Source organism: Streptomyces sp. NBC_00354, assembly GCF_036106915.1.
Classification (GTDB): Bacteria; Actinomycetota; Actinomycetes; order Streptomycetales; family Streptomycetaceae; genus Streptomyces.
In genome coordinates this window covers 646,478-661,437 of the sequence record NZ_CP107983.1, presented here as the reverse complement: position 1 = coordinate 661,437, position 14,960 = coordinate 646,478, and the positions used below count along the sequence as shown (strand labels likewise).

Genomic DNA, 14,960 nt, shown 5'->3' with positions numbered 1-14,960 from the left:
CCCGGTGCGCGCCGCCTACGCGCGGACGACGGCGTACCGGCCGCGTGCCTTCGCGCCGTCCGGCAGCGTCCAGTCCGCGGTGACGTGCCCCAGCAGCTGCCCGGCGGGATCGGCCTCCGCCGGTGCGGGCCGCAGGACGTGCTGCACGCTGATGGTCAGCTTCCCGGTGGAGGTCTGCACGAGCACATCGGAGGTGTCCGGCCCGGCGGAGACCGCCAGGACGGCGAGCGGCCCCGGGTGGCCGGCCCCCGCGGACCAGCCCGTGACGGACGGGTCGGGCGCGTCGCTCTCGCTCTGGGCCTGCGCCTCGGCCTCGCCGAGCACGAGCGCGTACAACCGGTCGACGAGCACCGGGTCGTGGGTCCCGTCGTAGATCCACCGGCGCCCCAGCACCCCGTGCTCGGAGGTGCCGATGAGGGCGTCTTCCGCCCCGTCGAGCGGGGCTCCGCGGTAGGTGAGCGGCACGAGGTACGTGACCGGCCGGTCTCCCGCACCGTCGGTGACCGCCATGAACTCGATCCCGACCTCACCCTGCGGGTCGTCGAGCCGGAAGCCCCCGGCCTTGGCCGGCTGCGGCGCACTCGCCGCTTCCGGGCTCTGGTACCAGGGCTGAGCGGGAAGCCAGGAAGCGAGCAGCTCCAGCTTGCCGGGGGTCATCGTGGTCCGGTGGACGACGGCCATGGTGCGGCACCTCTCTCGGTCGACTGGTGATCATCCTGCCATCGGCGTCGCGCGGCGCCTCAGGTTGCGTCCGCCTTAAGCGACGGCGGCATCCGCGCCAAGGGCTGCGCACACCCGGTGAACAGGTAGGAAACTCAACGGAGTTGGCGTTGACGACCGCTGCTCTACGCGCGTCATCATGGGCCGCATGAGAATCCCCCCACGCTTCGTGGCCCTCGCCGGCGCCGCGGCAGTCGCCGCCGCGCTCCTCACCGGACCGGCCGCCTCGGCGGCCCCCGCTCCCGCCTCCGCGCCCGTCTCCGTCGCCGCGGCCGCCTCCGCGGCCTCGGTCGGCAGCATCTGCTACTCGGCGCTGCCGTCCCAGGCACACCACACCCTCGACCTCATCGACGAGGGCGGTCCGTTCCCCTACTCCCAGGACGGCGTCGTCTTCCAGAACCGTGAGCGGCTGCTGCCGATCCACGGCAGCGGCTACTACCACGAGTACACCGTCGTCACTCCGGGCTCGCCGACCCGCGGGGCGCGCCGGATCATCACCGGACAGCAGTGGGAGGAGGACTACTACACCTCCGACCACTACGCGACGTTCCGGCGCATCAACTTCGGCTGCTGACCGGCCCGTCCGTACGACCTGCGGGCGGCATCACTCGAAGCGCGTGGTGTCGCCCGCTCCCCGGCGTACGATCTCGGCGCCGCCGCCGGAGAAGTCGATGACCGTCGTCGGCTCGGTCCCGCAGTCGCCCGAGTCGACCACGATGTCCACCAGGTAGTCGAGCCGCTCCTTGATCTCCCAGCCCTGCGTCAGCGGCTCCGGCTCGTCGGGCAGGAGCAGGGTGCTGGACAGCAGCGGCTCGCCGAGCTCGGCGAGCAGGGCCTGGGTCACCGCGTGGTCGGGGATGCGTACGCCGACCGTCTTCTTCTTGGGGTGCAGCAGCTGGCGCGGCACTTCCTTCGTCGCGGGGAGGATGAAGGTGTAACTGCCCGGCGTGGACGCCTTGATCGCGCGGAACACGTCGTTGTCGATCTGTACGAACTGGCCCAGCTGGGCGAAGTCCTGGCACACCAGCGTGAAGTGGTGGCGGTCGTCGAGATTGCGGATGGACCGGATCCGGGCGAGGCCGTCACGGTTGCCGAGCTGGCAGCCCAGCGCGTAGCAGGAGTCCGTGGGGTACGCGACGAGCGCGCCGGAGCGGATGCTGTCAGCGACACTGCCGATGGTGCGCTGCTGGGGGTTCTCGGGGTGCACGTCGAAGTACTTGGCCATTGGCCGAGCCTACGTGATCAGGCCACCCCCGGCGCGCGAGCGGCGGGCGCTCGACGTCCAGCCCTGCTGCCGGAGGCGTTCGAAGCCGTCCAGGAGCAGGTCCAGCGCGAACTCGAACTCGAACTGGTCGTCACAGCCGCCGCCCACGACGGAGTCCCCGTCGTGGGCGGCGGCCATGGCCAGCTCCGTGACGTGGGGGTAGGCCGCCGCGGCCTCCGGGGGGACGGCCGGCTGCCCCTCCGGATCGGGCCCCGGGGCGGCGTCGAACAGCTCCTGGGTGAATCCCAGCATGCGGCTGCCCAGTGCGTGCATCACGTGGTGGGTGAGATCGACCGAGAAGCCTCCGGCGCGGAACATCCCGATCACCGAGTCCATGTACGCGAGCACCGCCGGCGTCGGGCCGGTGCGCGACCGGATCACCTGAGCCGCCCACGGATGCCCCAGCAGGGCCGCCCGCGCCGAGAGGATCCGCTGCCGGACCGCGCCCTGCCAGTCGGATCCGGGGGCCGGGGGGTCGATCTCGCCCACGACGGCCTCCACCATGCCGTCCAGGAGCTGTTCCTTGTTGGCGACGTGCTTGTAGAGCGCCATCGGCACCACGCCCAGCTCCTGGGCGAGCCTGCGCATGCTCAGCGCCTCGATCCCGATGCCGTCGGCCAGCGTGACGGCGGCGCGCAGCACCCGGTCCCTGCTCAGGGGCGTCCGGGGCGCTGCCTCCGTCTGCCGGATCATCTCGATCAGCTCCTTCGTGGTCCGTGCGCGGGCTGAACCCCCGGCTTGACGAGTGTACGGCGTACACCTAACGTACGGCTCAAGGTGTACGCCGTACACCTGAGGAGAGGGGTCGGTTCCGCATGAGCTCAACCAGGAAAATCGCCGTCGTGACGGGTGTGCTGTTCCTCGTCACCGAGTTCGCCGCGATCGGCGGGCTCGCGCTCTACGGCCCCGTGCTGCACGACGCCGACTACGTCCTCGGCGCCGGCGCCGACACCCGGGTGTTCCTCGGGGCGCTGTTCGAGTTCGTCCTCGCGCTGGCGGTCGTCGGCACCGGGGTCGCCCTGTACCCGGTCCTCAGGAGACAGAACGAAGGCGCCGCACTCGGCTACGTCTGCGGGCGCCTCCTGGAGGCCGCCGTCATCGTCGTCGGCATCATCAGCGTCCTGTCGGTGGTGACGCTGCGCCGGGACTCCGCGGGAGTGGCGGGCGCCGATGCCCCGTCCCTCGTCACGGCCGCCGACACCCTCGTGGCGATCCACGACTGGACGTTCCTCTTCGGCCCCAACTTCGTCCTGGGCGCCAACACCCTCGTCCTGGCCTCCCTGGTGTACCGCTCACGGCTCGTCCCGCGGCCCGTCGCCGTACTGGGACTGTTCGGCGGCGCCATGATCTGCGGCTCGGCGACCGCCGTGCTGTTCGGCCTCTACGAGCAGGTCTCGGCCGCCGGATCCCTCGCTGCCCTCCCGGTGTTCGCCTGGGAAGTGACCTTGGCCGTCCGGCTCCTCGCCAAGGGGTTCACCGGGCCCGCTCAGCCCGCGAACACCGCCGAGAAGTGGGCGAGCAGCCCCACAGCGGTCGGCGGGCACAGTCTGGCGCCGAGGTAGCCGTCCGGCCGGACCACGAACGCCGCCGGCTCCCGCGCACCGTACATCCGGGCGAACTCGCCCCGGCCGTCCCGGTACACGGGCACCAGGGCCGGCGCCGGCCGGTCGGGCTCGGTCTCCGCGAGGATCGCGCACACCCCGACCCGGCCAGTGGCGAAACCCCGTACCGCGGAAGTCAGTTCGCCGAGGCCGTCCAGCGCCGGTCCGGGCCCGTACAGCAGCAGCACGTGATCGCGGCCGCGCAACAGGTCGTACAGCCGCAGCGGATAGCCGGCGAGCTCCCCGGCGAGCCCGCCGCAGTCCGGTGCCCGGTCGCCGGGCTGCGGCCCGGGAGCTGCGCCCGCGTCCGGCTCCGCCCGCTGCACCACGGGGCTGCCCCGGTAGCCGACGAGCAGCTGGGCCTGGCGCATCATCAGCGTCTCCGCGTCCTCCGGATCGGCCTGGACGCCCTCGGCGGCGTGCCGGACGGTACGGCCGACGACCTCCTCGCCCACCGGCCGGCGCTCGGCGTCGTAACTCGCGACCAGCCCCGGAGCTGCGGCACCGTCCACGGCAAGCGCCAGCTTCCAGGCCAGGTTCCAGGCGTCCTGGATCCCGGTGTTCATGCCCTGCGCGCCGGTCGGCGGATGGATGTGCGCCGCGTCCCCGGCCACGAAGACCCGCCCGGCCCCGTACCGGTCCACCAGCCGGTGGCTGATCCGGAACACGGACGACCAGCGCATGGCCGACGCGGTGGTCGGCTGCGGAGACAGCCGGTCCAGGACGGCCTGGATATGGCCGAGTCCGGGAGCCCGGCTGCCCTCCAGGCCGTGCACCACCCCGTCTCCGCCCTCGGGCGGAGCGGCGGAGAGCTCGGGCGGCACCATCATCGACACCCGGTAGCGGCGGTCGCCCGGCAGCGGGATGCACACCAGCGCGTCGTCCACGGCGCCCGCGGCATCGTGGTGCATGGCCCGCACCCCGTACGCGTACGGCAGGTCCCAGTCGACCTCCACGTCGGCGAGCATGTACTCCTCGGGGAAGGTGCCTCCCTCGAAGCTCAGCCCGAGCCCCTTGCGGACGATGCTGTGCGCGCCGTCGCAGCCCACCAGGAACCGGGTCCGGACCTCCTCCTCCCCGTTGGGAGTCGTGAGCCGGCTGGTCACCCCGTCCGCGTCCTGGACGAACGACACGAGCTCGGTGCCCCGCTCGATGCGCGTACCGAAGCGCTCCAGGAACTCCTCGATGATCCGCTCGGTCTCGTACTGCGGCAGCGCGGCGAAGCGGTACGGGACCTCGGGCGGCAGCACCATGTCCAGCCGCGGCTGCTCCACGCCGTTCACGTACGTCAGCTGCCCGCGCATCGGGACGGCCGCCTCCAGGGCGGCCTGGACGAAGCCCATACGGTCCCAGATCTCCAGGGTCCGCGGCTGGATCCCCACCGCCTTCGCGTACGGCAGCCTCGCCGGGAGCCGGTCGACGATACGGCAGGCGATCCCGCGCCGCCGCAGTTCGGCGGCCGCCGTCAGCCCGACCGGGCCGGCGCCTGCCACCAGGACGTCCGCAGCTGCTCCATCGGTGTGCACCATCGGCGCCTCCCGGTCGGGGTCCCCGTACGGATCTCCCTCCATGGTGGCCCGGAGGGCCCGCTCCCGGCGATCGGTGCGAAGGCCGACGCCCCGCCGCCCGGGAGGCGGGGCGCCGATCACTTCCGCCGGTGGCCGGTCGCCGACCGCGGCGCGTCGGCGACACTCCCTAGTCGCCGATGTCGCGGCGGCGGAAGTCGTCGAGGGTCTCGCGTCGTACGAGGAGCCGGGCGGCGCCGTCGTCGACCGCGACGACCGGGGGGCGGCCGACCATGTTGTAGCCGGAGGCCATGGACTGCTGGTAGGCGCCGGCCGCGGGGACGGCGAGGAGGTCCCCGGGGTGGATGTCGCCGGGGAGTTCGACGTCGGCGGCGAGGATGTCGCCGGCCTCGCAGTGGCGGCCGACGACGGTGGCGGTGCGGGGTTCGGCGGTGGAGCGGCGGCCGATCAGGCGGGGTGCGTAGCGGGCCCCGTAGAGGGCCGGGCGGGGGTTGTCGCTCATGCCGCCGTCGACGGCGACGAACGTCTGCTCTCCGGTGCGTTTGACGGCGAGGACCCGGTAGAGCGCCACTCCGGCGGGGCCGACGATGGCGCGGCCGGGTTCGACGGCGAGGCGGGGCACGGCCAGTCCGGCTGCTGCGCAGCTCGCCGCGAGCTCGGCGCGCAGTCGGCGGGCGAGGGTGGTGAGGTCGAGTGCGGGTTCTCCGGGTCGGTAGGCGATGCCGTGGCCGCCGCCCATGTCCAGCTCGGGGAGCGTGATGCCGTGGGTGTCGCGGACGCGGGCCATGAGGCCCACCATGCGGCGCAGGGCGCAGACGTACGGTTTGACGTCGGTGATCTGGGAGCCGATGTGGCAGTGCAGGCCGACGAGTTCGAGTGGTGGCTGGCCCAGGATGCGGGTGATGGCGTGCTGGGCCGAGCCGTCGGTGAGGGACAGGCCGAACTTCTGGCCGTCGGTGCCGGTGCGGATCTTCTCGTGGCCGCCGGCCGAGATGCCGGGGACGACGCGGACCAGTACCTTCTGGTGTCCTGTCGGGCCGATGGCGGCGGCGAGGCGGGCGATCTCGGAGGGGCTGTCGATGACGATCCGGCCGACGCCGAGACGTAGTGCGGTGTCGATGTCGTGGGGTGATTTGGCGTTGCCGTGCAGGAGGATGCGCTCCGGCGGGAAGCCGGCGGTGACGGCCAGTTCGAGCTCGCCGGCGGAGCAGACGTCGAGTCCGAGGCCTTCCTCGGCGATGCGGTGGGCCATGGCGCGGGAGAGGAAGGCCTTGGCGGCGTAGAGGACTTCGGCGTCGGGGAAGGCGTCGCGGTAGGTGCGGCAGCGGGCCCGTACCTCGCCCTCGTCCAGTACGTAGGCCGGGGTGTCGAAGCGGTCGGCGATCTCGGCCAGCGAGACCCCGCCGACGGCGATACCGCCGTGCGGGAGCCGGGTCGTCGACGCCGGCCAGACGGACAACTCGTCGGCGCCCGAGGCGATCTCGGACAGTGTGGCAGTGGTCATGGAACTCTCCCCCCTTCAGACGGCCTGGACCGGGAGCCGGCCCGGCCGGAGCGGCGCGGCCGGAGCCGCCGGAGCGGGCGCCGGAGTGGCCGACGCAGCCGACAGCGTCGGGTCGACGGTGATCAGACCCGCGCCGAGCGGTTCGCACAGCTCGCGCAGCACCGCCTCCGACAGCCGGATGTAGCGCTGGCCCTCGCCGAGCGTGGCGGCCAGCCGGCCCGTACTGGTGAATCCGACGGCCGTACGGGCGCCCAGCGGAGTACGGAACAGCCGGATCACCGCCTCCGCTCCCCTTCCCGGCCGGACGGGCACGTACAGAAGACCGGCCGGGACCCGTTCCTCGGGCTCGGGATCGTCTTCGTACCGGAACAGACACATGGGGCCCTCCCTGAGGAACCGCAAGCAGCGACGGGTGACGCCCCGAGTGCGGGGAGGCAGTCCGGGGCGCGACACCGAAGCTATCCCCGCCCGCCCACCCTTCGCGCCCCTCCCTGACGCCACCTTGACGGGAAACGGCCGAGTCCATACACGCCGCTGACGCGCACCCGCCCGGCTCGGAGGGCCGGGCGGGCGGTGCATGCCCCGGTCAGGCGCCGACGTAGGCCGCGAGGTGCTCGCCCGTGAGGGTGGAGCGGGCGGCGACGAGGTCGGCCGGTGTGCCCTCGAAGACGACCTTGCCGCCGTCGTGGCCGGCGCCGGGGCCGAGGTCGATGATCCAGTCGGCGTGCGCCATGACCGCCTGGTGGTGCTCGACGACGATGACCGACTTGCCGGAGTCGACCAGCCGGTCGAGCAGGGCGAGCAGCTGCTCGACGTCGGCGAGGTGCAGGCCGTTGGTCGGCTCGTCGAGGACGTAGACGCCGCCCTTGTCGGACATGTGGGTGGCCAGCTTGAGCCGCTGCCGCTCGCCGCCGGACAGCGTGGTGAGGGGCTGGCCGAGGCTGAGGTAGCCGAGCCCGACGTCGGCGAGCCTGCCCAGGATGCGGTGCGCGGCCGGGGTGTGGGCCTCGCCGGCGCCGAAGAACTCCTCGGCCTCGGTCACCGACATCGCCAGCACCTCGCTGATGTCGCGGCCGCCGAGGTGGTACTCCAGCACCGATGCCTGGTAGCGCTTGCCTTCGCATTCCTCGCACGGGGTGGCGACCCCGGCCATCATCGCCAGGTCGGTGTAGATGACACCTGCGCCGTTGCACGTGGGGCAGGCGCCCTCGGAATTGGCGCTGAACAGCGCCGGCTTCACGCCGTTGACCTTCGCGAAGGCCTTGCGGATCGGCTCGAGCAGCCCCGTGTACGTCGCCGGGTTGCTCCGCCGCGAGCCGCGGATCGCGGTCTGGTCGATCGAGACCACCTCCTCGCCCGCAGGCCCCGATTTTCCGGGCAGTGACCCGTGAACGAGCGAGCTCTTGCCCGAGCCGGCGACACCGGTCACGACGGCCAGCACCCCGAGCGGGATGTCGACGTCGACGTCCTGCAGGTTGTTCGCCGTCGCACCGCGGATCTCCAGCGTGCCGGTCGCCGTACGCACCTTCTCCTTGACGGCCGCCCGGTCGTCGAGATGGCGGCCGGTGAGGGTCCCGCCGGCCCGCAGCCCCTCGACGGTGCCCTCGAAGCAGACGGCGCCGCCCGCCTGACCCGCACCGGGGCCGAGGTCGACGACGTGGTCGGCAATCGCGATCATCTCCGGCTTGTGCTCCACGACGAGCACCGTGTTGCCCTTGTCCCGCAGCCGCAGCAGCAGGTCGTTCATCCGCTGGATGTCGTGCGGGTGCAGGCCCGCCGTGGGCTCGTCGAAGACGTAGGTGACGTCGGTGAGCGAGGACCCGAGGTGGCGGATCATCTTGACGCGCTGGGCCTCGCCGCCGGACAGCGTGCCCGCCGACCGGTCGAGTGCCAGGTAGCCGAGCCCGATCTCCACGAACGAATCGAGGGTCTGCCGGAGCGCCTCGAGCAGCGGCGCCACCGACGGCTCGTCGAGGCCGCGGACCCATTCGGCCAGATCGCTGATCTGCATCGCACACGCGTCGGCGATGCTGATCCGCTTGATCTTCGACGACCTGGCTCCCTCGCTGAGCCGGGTGCCTTCGCACTCGGGACAGGTGGTGAAGGTGACCGCGCGCTCCACGAACGCGCGGATGTGCGGCTGCATCGCCTCCTTGTCCTTGGACAGGAACGACTTCTGCAGCTTGGGGATCAGCCCCTCGTAGGTGAGGTTGACACCGTTGACCTTCACCTTGACCGGCGCGCCGTACAGGAAGGCCTGCATCTCCTTCTTGGTGTACTTGCGGATCGGCTTGTCCGGGTCGACGAAACCGGACTGCGCGTAGACCTGCACGGTCCACTGGCTGTCCGACTTCCAGCCGGGGATCGTGAACGCGCCTTCGGAGAGCGACTTGGAGTCGTCGTACAGCTGGGTGAGGTCGATGTCCGAGACCGAACCGCGGCCCTCGCAGCGGGTGCACATGCCACCGGTGCGGTTGAAGGTGGCCTTCACCGTCTGCTTGGCGCCGCGCTCGACGGTGATCGCACCGCTCGCCCGGACCGAGGGGACGTTGAAGGCGTACGCGCTGGGCGGGCCGATGTGCGGGGTGCCGAGCCGGCTGAAGAGGATGCGCAGCATCGCGTTGGCGTCCGTGGCGGTGCCGACGGTGGAGCGCGGGTCGGCGCCCATCCGCTGCTGGTCGACGATGATCGCGGTCGTCAGTCCTTCGAGGACGTCGACCTCGGGCCGCGCCAGCGTCGGCATGAACCCCTGTACGAAGGCGCTGTAGGTCTCGTTGATCAGCCGCTGCGACTCCGCGGCGATCGTGTCGAACACCAGGGAGCTCTTGCCCGAGCCGGAGACACCGGTGAACACCGTGAGGCGGCGCTTCGGGATCTCGATGCTGACGTCCTTGAGGTTGTTCTCACGCGCACCGTGCACGCGGATCAGGTCGTGGCTGTCCGCACCGTGCAGCGCAGGCGACCGCGTGTCCGTCCCCGTGGCCTTGCTCATCGTGTCTCCATCTGTTCAGCGGAGGCCGCTTTCGCGGTCCCCGTCGTAGTCGCCCGGCTCGATCCAACCAGCTTCCGGCCCGTACGTCCGGTCCTTGTGCGCTTCGGTCCGTACCGCCGCCGACGCCCCGGCCACGTGGTGCGCCCGGCCGGGGCGTCGCAGGACATCCGGTCCTCAGCGGTCCTGGAGCAGCCCGAGCACGTTGCCGTCGGGGTCGGTGAAGGTGGCCACCAGGCGGCCGCCGCCGACGTCGTGCGCGGGCTCCTTCACGGTGGCGCCCGCGGTGGTCACCTCGGCGAGCTTCGCCTCGATGTCCGGCACGTGCCAGTAGGCCACCGGCGAGGCCATGCCCTGCGGCCCGCCGCCCGGCACCAGTCCGATGTGCTGGCCCGCGGCCTCGAAGCCCACGTAGTACGACTCGTCGGTCTGCGGCGGCACGCCGAGCAGCGCGGCGTAGACCGCCTTGGCCTTCGCGAGGTCGGAGACGGGATGCAGCACGGTCTTGATTCCCTGGGTGGGAGAGCTGGTCATGGTCGCTCCTGAAGTAGCGGGGGTCGGGGGACGGTGAGGTCCATGACGGCCACGCTAGCCTCGGCCGCCGGGCCCGCGCTTCTCGAATCCTGACCGGTCCGGTGGCCCGTTCCTCACCGGCCGCCGTGGTGGGCGAGGGCTGCGTGCGGGTCGCCGTGGTCGGCGGTGTGGTCGATGTGCACGGTGGCGGCGGTCAGCCGGGGGACGGCGTGGATGAGGGCGTGCTCGGCATCGACGGCCAGGGCGTGTGCCTGCACCACCGTGAGGTGCGGGTCGACGACGATGTCGGCCTCGGCGCGCAGCGCGTGCCCGATCCACCGCATGCGGACCTGCCCGGTGCCCCGTACGCCGGTCACGCCGAGCAGCGCGTCGTGCGCGGTGTCGACCAGGGCCGGATCGACCGAGTCCATCAGGCGCCGGCACACCTCGCGCGCGGCATCCCGCACCACCACGAGGATGGCCGCGGTGATGAGCAGGCCGACGATCGGGTCGGCGCGCTGCCAGCCGATCGCCGCGCCTCCCGCGCCGAGCAGGACGGCGAGGGAGGTGAACCCGTCGGTACGGGCGTGCAGCCCGTCGGCGACGAGCGCTGCGGAACCGATCCGGCGGCCGGTGCGAATCCGCAGCCGGGCCACCCACTCGTTGCCGAGGAAACCGGCCACCGCGGCGCCCGCGACGGCCCACAGCCCGGTGATCTCGCGGGGGTGCAGGAGCCGGTCCACGGACTGGTAGGCGGCCAGGGCGCAGGAGGCGGCGATGGTGAGGACGACGACGATGCCGGCCAGGTCCTCGGCGCGCCCGTAGCCGTAGGTGTAGCGGCGGTTCGCCGCGCGCCGGCCGAGGACGAACGCGATGCCGAGGGGTACGGCGGTCAGCGCGTCGGCGGCGTTGTGGACGGTGTCGCCGAGCAGGGCCACCGACCCGGACACGGCGACGACGGCGGCCTGGACGGCCGTGGTCAGGCCGAGGACGCCCAGGGACAGCCACAGCGTGCGCATGCCCTGGCGGGAGGTCTCCATCGCCGGGTCGACCTTGTCGGACGCCGCGTGGCCGTGCGGGGTGAACGCGTGCGCGAGAGGGGAGAGCCGGCGCCGCAGCCGCGCCCGGAACGACCCGTGGTGGTGCTCGTGGTGGTGGCTCACAGCGCGCTCGCTTTCGACGAGGACGACGGGGAAGGGTGGATGAAAGCACCCACCCGCCTATTGTGTGCGTATGAGCGCACGCATGCACCTATCACCTGCGCAGGGTTCGCACCCGCAAGAACCGGGCCCGCAGGCCTTCGAGGCCGCGGCCGAGATCCTGGGCCTGCTGGCCGACCGCACCCGCCTCGCCCTCCTGCACGCCCTGGCCTCCGACGAAGCCGATGTCGGCACCCTGGCTGCAGCGGTGGGAGCGGCCCGGCCGGCCGTCAGCCAGCACCTGGCCCGGCTGCGGATGTCGGGGCTGGTGACCACCCGCAAGGAGGGCCGCCGCGTGGTCTACGCCCTGACCGGCGACCACCTGCGGCGCCTCGTCGCCGAGGCGCTCGCCGCAGCCGGGCCCGATCGCCCCGGTCACCGCACGGTGTGAGACTGGGTGGGTGTCCGGAGGACGCCAGGTCCTGGCTGGTGCGGTCACCGTCGTGGCAACTCTCGCGCTCGCCGCAGGCGGCGGCCCGGCCGCGGCAACGGCCACCGGTACGGCCACGGCCACGGCGACCGTGACCCCGGGCGGCACCTCCGGGGATCTCTCCCGCCCGGTGCCCATCGGCGGCGGCCGCAGCATCCGGCTGGAGTGCCGAGGAACAGGGTCCCCGACCGTCGTGCTCGTCTCCGGGACGGGCGGTGCCGCGGACGAGTGGACCCACGTCGTGGACCGTTCCGCCCCCGCGGCCGGGCTGAAACCCAGTGCGTCGGCGGTGCTTCCGAGAGTCGCCTCGTTCACGCGGGTGTGCGCCTACGACCGCCCCGGGACCACGCGGACCGACGGAAAGCCGACCTCCTCGACCCCGGTGCCCCAGCCCACCACGGCGCGAGCGGGGGTGCAGGACCTACGGGCGGTGCTGTCCGCCGCCGGCGAGCACGGGCCGTACGTGCTGGTCGGCGCCTCCTGGGGGGCGATGATCGCCGAGCTCTTCGCACGCACCGACTTCCCCCGGGTGTCCGGCCTCGTCACCGTCGACGGCGCGTCGCCGTACCTGCGCGACACCCTGACACCGGCCCAGTGGTCGGACTGGATGCACAAGATCGAGGCGATGGACCCGGGGAAGGCCCTCGAAGTGCCCGACTACGAGGCCTCCGTGGCGCAGATCCGCAGCGCGCCCCCGCTGCCGCACCGCCTGCCCGCCGCCGTGCTGACCTCCGACAAGCCGTGGGACCTCGAGGTCGGCGACAGCGGATCGACCTGGCCGGCCTGGCTTGCCGCCCAGGACGACCTCGCCCGCGAACTCCACGCCCGGCACATCACCGACACCGACAGCGGACACGGCATCGCAGTCGAGCAGCCCCGGCTGGTCGCGGACGCCGTGCACGAGGTGGTGGACGAGGCGCGGAAGCAGTGAGGAGCCCGTGGGCCCGGTTCGCGGGCCGAGCCGGGCCCCGGCCGTCAGCGGGTGCGGGTGGCCGCGTCCAGTTGCTCCGCGGAGCGCTCCAGGCCGGCCGCCGCTGTCGCGCAGCGGTCGGCCAGGGCCTCGATCCGCCACCGGAAGGCCTCGGCCTGCGGACCCTTCCAGTCCAGCGCGACCGCCCCAGCCCGCAGCCGTTCCGCGTGCCGCAGCAGCGCCGCGGAGTGGGCCCGCAGCCCCTCGGCGGGCTCGTACCGCTGCTGCTCCGTGCGCGGCGCGGGAATGGCGGTCACAGGGCCCTCCAGGGAGCGAAGGCGTTGGTCACGCCGTCGAGGGCCGGGGCCAGTTCGGGGTGGTGGCGCAGGAGGACGGACACCATGCCGTTGCGATCGACCCACTCCAGGCCCTCCGCCGTGTAGACCTCCGGCCGGTAGTCGGTGGTGAAGAAGCGGTCGCTCTTGAGCCGCCTGCTCGCCATCAGGATGAAGATCCGGAACAGGGAGTCGCTGAAGCCGAAGCCGGCCGGCCGCGGCTCCGCGAGATTGCCGACCAGCGTGTCCACCCGGTCCAGGCGCCCCTCGTACAGCTCCTTCAGCAGCGGCGTGTCGCCCGGGTGCCCGCCCGTCAGCTCCTCGAAGGAGGTGACCGGCCGCTTGCGCAGCATCTGCCGGTACGCGTTGTAGCGGGGGATCCCGCGCTCGCGGTCGCGCAGGATGTCGACGGTGCCCAGGTCGATGTGCTCGCCGGTGAGCCGGGCCAGATTGCGCAGCGCGTCGGGGTGGTTGTGCAGGACGAGGGCGCCGGGGTGGGCGGTGCCGAAGCTGTAGAAGAGGTCGCTCATGCCGTACGCGTCGACCGCCGTACGGGTGGTCGCACCCTGCATGTCGTCGAAGCCGATGGTCGCGCGGACGGCGCCCGCACGGTGGTCGCGGACGGCGAGCTCGTCGGGGATCAGCGGGTGCAGCCGGTACGCGGAGACGAACTCCTCCGTCATCGAGAACGGCGCCGCGTGGTGGTCGGTCGGGGAGCCCAGGATTCCGCTGAGCATCTCGCCCTTGCCGAGCCGCCCGTACGTCCGGCTCACCCAGCGCGGCAGCACCCCGTACCAGTTGGCGTCCATCGCGCGGCGCAGCACCGGGGTGTCGAGGATGCCCGGCGTCCACTCCACCGTGTGGATCTTCGCCATGAGCGCGGTGTTGACCAGCCGGGCGGTGTGGAAGAGCCGCTCGTCGTCCCAGGTCGGGTAGTGGGCGCGCAGGTAGTCGCAGATCGCGTTGTGCTCCTTGGCGAACAGCGTGTGCAGCAGCGACAGGCCCGTCCAGTAGTCGCTGTTCATGCCGGTCCAGTCCAGGCAGGACTTCCCGGGCCGCGGATCGGCGGGCAGCCGGCCGTCCTCGACGATGAGCCGCCCGTGCTCGCCCGTGCGCAGCGCCCGGCAGCGGGCCTCGTCGGAGCCGTAGACCTGCGAGCCGTCCCACCAGTGCGTGACGGTGTTCTCGTACGTGGGCGGCGCGTCGGCCGCGGTCTGGGCGACCGGGTCGGGGCGGGTGCGGTTCACGCGCATCGGGCAGGTGCCGCCGTGCTCGGCCCAGTCGTCGCCCTCGGCGAGCGGGACGGTGAACGGCTCGGCTTCCTCGTTGTCCCCGTGGTTGGCCCAGCCGTGGTTCTCGAACTGGATCCAGGCGGCGGCCAGGAGGTTGAGGGTGGGCGCGGGCACGAACCCCTTGCGGGCCAGCAGCTGCCTGCTGATCTCGCGCGGGCTCGGCGACATCAGCTCCTCGTCCGAGTCCGGGAAGACCAGGTGCAGCGGGGCGTTGCGGTCGAGGCGGGTGCCGACCCGGCCCATGTCCTCGTCGTACGGGTCGTAGCCCGAGCCGTCGTACGAGCGGTAGGGCGCGAGCGCCGGGGTCGGACGCCGCCGGCGCTCCCCGCCCGCGTCGTACGTGTCGTACAGGTTCTTGCGGCGCAGGTCGTCGCGGAGCACCCGGAGGTTCAGCAGCCCGAGGGGGAGCGGCAGTTCGTGCCACTCGCGGGTGCGGTTGACACGGGCGAAGGCGGCCGAGCCGAGGCGTTCGAGGAGCCCGGGCGGGCCGTACTCGGGGGCCTGGCCGGGGCGGGCGGCCTGCGCGGGACCGGCAGCCTGGGCGGGAAGGGCCGCGTCGGCGGCCGCCGGGGTCCCCTCGCGCGGGGCCGCGGTCTGCTCGGTGGAGGTGGAGTCGGTCATGGTGTTCCTCAGCGGTCGGCGCAACAGGGGCAACGGGCGGGAGATCAGCGGTGCCG

The 14,960-nt window shown here is 72.7% G+C and carries 15 protein-coding genes; 4 read left to right on the top strand and 11 right to left on the bottom strand.

Annotated features, from left to right (window positions below):
• Nucleotides 1–15 precede the first annotated feature (15 nt).
• Nucleotides 16–681: a maltokinase N-terminal cap-like domain-containing protein gene (locus OHT74_RS03265; RefSeq protein ID WP_328619245.1), complete on the bottom strand. Its 666-nt coding sequence runs from the start codon at nucleotides 679–681 to the stop codon at nucleotides 16–18.
• Nucleotides 682–868: 187 nt separating this feature from the next.
• Here OHT74_RS03265 and OHT74_RS03260 point away from each other — a divergent pair, with 187 nt between their 5' ends.
• Nucleotides 869–1,294: a ribonuclease domain-containing protein gene (locus tag OHT74_RS03260; protein ID WP_266660443.1), complete on the top strand. Its 426-nt coding sequence runs from the start codon at nucleotides 869–871 to the stop codon at nucleotides 1,292–1,294.
• A gap of 30 nt (nucleotides 1,295–1,324) precedes the next feature.
• Here OHT74_RS03260 and OHT74_RS03255 read toward each other — a convergent pair whose 3' ends face one another.
• The gene (locus OHT74_RS03255; RefSeq protein WP_328619244.1) at nucleotides 1,325–1,945 is read right to left on the bottom strand and encodes an L-threonylcarbamoyladenylate synthase; all 621 of its coding nucleotides are present in this window, start codon (nucleotides 1,943–1,945) and stop codon (nucleotides 1,325–1,327) included.
• Between the two features lie 9 nt (nucleotides 1,946–1,954).
• Entirely contained in the window at nucleotides 1,955–2,677 is a 723-nt protein-coding gene (locus OHT74_RS03250) for a TetR/AcrR family transcriptional regulator C-terminal domain-containing protein (RefSeq protein ID WP_328619243.1), read from the bottom strand.
• Between the two features lie 122 nt (nucleotides 2,678–2,799).
• On the opposite strand from OHT74_RS03250, the gene OHT74_RS03245 reads away from it, so the two are divergent.
• Nucleotides 2,800–3,546 (top strand): DUF4386 domain-containing protein, encoded by a 747-nt coding sequence (locus tag OHT74_RS03245; RefSeq protein ID WP_328619242.1) that lies wholly within the window; start codon nucleotides 2,800–2,802, stop codon nucleotides 3,544–3,546.
• On the opposite strand, the gene OHT74_RS03240 is transcribed toward OHT74_RS03245, so the two are convergent.
• The 6 genes from OHT74_RS03240 to OHT74_RS03215 form a co-directional block, all read right to left on the bottom strand.
• Nucleotides 3,471–5,114 carry an FAD-dependent monooxygenase gene (locus OHT74_RS03240; protein WP_328619241.1) on the bottom strand — a complete coding sequence of 548 codons (1,644 nt, stop codon included), beginning with the start codon at nucleotides 5,112–5,114 and terminating at the stop codon, nucleotides 3,471–3,473. The genes OHT74_RS03245 and OHT74_RS03240 overlap by 76 nt on opposite strands.
• A 166-nt stretch (nucleotides 5,115–5,280) precedes the next feature.
• Nucleotides 5,281–6,615: a diaminopimelate decarboxylase gene (gene lysA / locus OHT74_RS03235; RefSeq protein ID WP_328619240.1), complete on the bottom strand. Its 1,335-nt coding sequence runs from the start codon at nucleotides 6,613–6,615 to the stop codon at nucleotides 5,281–5,283.
• 15 nt (nucleotides 6,616–6,630) lie between these two features.
• Complete coding sequence (locus tag OHT74_RS03230) at nucleotides 6,631–6,993, bottom strand: SAV_915 family protein (RefSeq protein WP_266999028.1); 363 nt, start codon at nucleotides 6,991–6,993, stop codon at nucleotides 6,631–6,633.
• Nucleotides 6,994–7,201: 208 nt separating this feature from the next.
• A complete protein-coding gene (locus tag OHT74_RS03225) occupies nucleotides 7,202–9,607 on the bottom strand; it encodes an excinuclease ABC subunit UvrA (protein WP_328619239.1) in 2,406 nt (801 codons plus the stop codon).
• A 174-nt stretch (nucleotides 9,608–9,781) separates the two neighbouring features.
• Nucleotides 9,782–10,138 (bottom strand): VOC family protein, encoded by a 357-nt coding sequence (locus OHT74_RS03220; RefSeq protein ID WP_328619238.1) that lies wholly within the window; start codon nucleotides 10,136–10,138, stop codon nucleotides 9,782–9,784.
• Between the two features lie 113 nt (nucleotides 10,139–10,251).
• A complete protein-coding gene (locus OHT74_RS03215; protein ID WP_443047263.1) occupies nucleotides 10,252–11,280 on the bottom strand; it encodes a cation diffusion facilitator family transporter in 1,029 nt (342 codons plus the stop codon).
• A 70-nt stretch (nucleotides 11,281–11,350) separates the two neighbouring features.
• On the opposite strand from OHT74_RS03215, the gene OHT74_RS03210 reads away from it, so the two are divergent.
• Nucleotides 11,351–11,707, top strand: a complete 357-nt coding sequence (locus OHT74_RS03210; protein ID WP_266660418.1) for an ArsR/SmtB family transcription factor — start codon at nucleotides 11,351–11,353, stop codon at nucleotides 11,705–11,707.
• A 10-nt stretch (nucleotides 11,708–11,717) separates the two neighbouring features.
• Nucleotides 11,718–12,677 carry an alpha/beta fold hydrolase gene (locus OHT74_RS03205; protein WP_328619237.1) on the top strand — a complete coding sequence of 320 codons (960 nt, stop codon included), beginning with the start codon at nucleotides 11,718–11,720 and terminating at the stop codon, nucleotides 12,675–12,677.
• Between the two features lie 44 nt (nucleotides 12,678–12,721).
• On the opposite strand, the gene OHT74_RS03200 is transcribed toward OHT74_RS03205, so the two are convergent.
• Both OHT74_RS03200 and OHT74_RS03195 read right to left on the bottom strand, forming a co-directional pair.
• Entirely contained in the window at nucleotides 12,722–12,973 is a 252-nt protein-coding gene (locus tag OHT74_RS03200; RefSeq protein WP_266660414.1) for a hypothetical protein, read from the bottom strand.
• Nucleotides 12,970–14,904: a peroxidase family protein gene (locus OHT74_RS03195; RefSeq protein ID WP_328619236.1), complete on the bottom strand. Its 1,935-nt coding sequence runs from the start codon at nucleotides 14,902–14,904 to the stop codon at nucleotides 12,970–12,972. Before OHT74_RS03195 ends, OHT74_RS03200 begins: the two co-directional genes overlap by 4 nt.
• Nucleotides 14,905–14,960 lie beyond the last annotated feature (56 nt).

Coding starts and splice junctions, on each gene's coding strand:
- OHT74_RS03240 (WP_328619241.1), bottom strand. CDS start 5,114: ATGGTGCACACCGATGGAGCAGCTGCGGACGTCCTGGTGGCAGGCGCC.
- OHT74_RS03230 (WP_266999028.1), bottom strand. CDS start 6,993: ATGTGTCTGTTCCGGTACGAAGACGATCCCGAGCCCGAGGAACGGGTC.
- OHT74_RS03220 (WP_328619238.1), bottom strand. CDS start 10,138: ATGACCAGCTCTCCCACCCAGGGAATCAAGACCGTGCTGCATCCCGTC.
- OHT74_RS03260 (WP_266660443.1), top strand. CDS start 869: ATGAGAATCCCCCCACGCTTCGTGGCCCTCGCCGGCGCCGCGGCAGTC.
- lysA (WP_328619240.1), bottom strand. CDS start 6,615: ATGACCACTGCCACACTGTCCGAGATCGCCTCGGGCGCCGACGAGTTG.
- OHT74_RS03245 (WP_328619242.1), top strand. CDS start 2,800: ATGAGCTCAACCAGGAAAATCGCCGTCGTGACGGGTGTGCTGTTCCTC.
- OHT74_RS03225 (WP_328619239.1), bottom strand. CDS start 9,607: ATGAGCAAGGCCACGGGGACGGACACGCGGTCGCCTGCGCTGCACGGT.
- OHT74_RS03210 (WP_266660418.1), top strand. CDS start 11,351: ATGAGCGCACGCATGCACCTATCACCTGCGCAGGGTTCGCACCCGCAA.
- OHT74_RS03265 (WP_328619245.1), bottom strand. CDS start 681: ATGGCCGTCGTCCACCGGACCACGATGACCCCCGGCAAGCTGGAGCTG.
- OHT74_RS03250 (WP_328619243.1), bottom strand. CDS start 2,677: ATGATCCGGCAGACGGAGGCAGCGCCCCGGACGCCCCTGAGCAGGGAC.
- OHT74_RS03195 (WP_328619236.1), bottom strand. CDS start 14,904: ATGACCGACTCCACCTCCACCGAGCAGACCGCGGCCCCGCGCGAGGGG.
- OHT74_RS03255 (WP_328619244.1), bottom strand. CDS start 1,945: ATGGCCAAGTACTTCGACGTGCACCCCGAGAACCCCCAGCAGCGCACC.